Below are 1429 nucleotides of genomic sequence, written 5' to 3'. Positions count from 1 at the left end.
GCGGATGGCGAGCAGGGCGCGCAGCGTGGCCGCGTCGGCCATCATCCACGCGTCGGTCATCTGCTCGAAGTCGGCCCCCTCGGGCACCGGCGCGTCGAAGGCGGCCAGCCGGTCGAGGTAGGCCATCACGGCCAGGTAGCCGTCGTGCGGGATGGCCTTCAGCAGCTCGGCCAGCACGCCGGGCAGGTCGTGGGAGCGGACCGCGCCGTAGACCTCGACGGGCCCGTCGACCAGCGCGGGCGCGCCCAGCGGCAGGTCGGGCAGGGCCAGCAGGGCCGCGGTGTTCTCCTTGGACTCGGCCACGTTCGGCTGGTCGAACGGGTCGATCTCCAGCAGCAGCCCGGCCACGGCGGTCGCGTACTCCCAGACCAGGAACTGGCCGCCGAGCGGCCCGTCGACGCGTACGGCGCCGTTGTCGGACTCGATCGCGACGACCAGCTCGTCGCTGGTGTGGTTGGGGTCGGCGTTGACGATCGGCAGGATGCCCCGGCCCTGCTTGCCGGTGGACTCGGCGACGAGCTGCTCAATCCAGTCGGGCAGCCCGTTGATGCCCGAGAGCTGGTCCTCCAGCACGAGCTTGTCGCGCCCGGCCAGCGCCGCGCCGCCGAGGGCCGCGCCCAGGTCGAGGCCGGGGTTGCCGGTGTCCAGGGACAGCAGCGGCAGCACCTCCTCGGCGTCGTCCAGCAGCCGTTCGACGTCGGCCCCGGCCAGCGCGCTCGGCACCAGCCCGAACGCCGACAGCGCCGAATAGCGGCCGCCCACGTCGGGGACGGCCAGCACCAGGTGGTAGCCGCCGTCGACGGCCCGCTGCTCCAGCGGTGAGCCGTGGTCGGTGACGACCACGATCCGGTCGGCGGGCGAGATGCCCGCCTCGGTGAAGATCTGTTCGTAGATGCGCAGGTGGCAGTCGGTCTCGACGGTCGAGCCGCTCTTGCTGGCCACCACCACGACCGTGGACTCCAGCAGGTCGGTCAGCGCCCGCCGGACCTGCGCGGGGTCGGTCGTGTCGAGCACGGTCAGCGGCACGTCGGCGGTCTGGCAGATCACCTCGGGAGCCAGCGACGAGCCGCCCATCCCGGCCAGCACCACGTTCGTCAGGCCCTCGGCGCGCGCCCGCTCCACGAGCTTGCCCAGCTCGGGAAGGAGCTCGCGGGAGGTGCGCGGCAGCGTCAGCCAGCCGAGCCGGACCGCCGCCACCGCCTCGGCGTCCTCGCCCCACAGCGTGGGGTCGCCGCCGGCCAGCCGCGCGGGCACGCCGTCGGCGACGAGGCGCCCCGCGACGGAGGAGGCGGCCGCGGCCACCCCCTCCTCGCGGTAGGACACCTCGATCATGGCACCAGATTCTTAGTGACGCTCTCCAGCAGCTCGTTCCAGGACGCCTCGAACTTCTCGACGCCCTCCTCCTCCAGCACCCGCACGACGTCGTCGT

At 73.3% G+C, this 1429-nt stretch carries 1 protein-coding gene; it reads right to left on the bottom strand.

From position 1 onward, the window contains the following. Positions 1 to 1332: glucose-6-phosphate isomerase (locus ACWCSD_RS52610; protein ID WP_449927469.1), on the bottom strand; the 1332-nt coding region annotated here is incomplete at its 3' end. Positions 1333 to 1429: the final 97 nt, after the last annotated feature.

This window comes from Nonomuraea sp. NPDC001684 (assembly GCF_053596515.1).
This window is presented reverse-complemented; position numbering and strand designations above follow the sequence as displayed.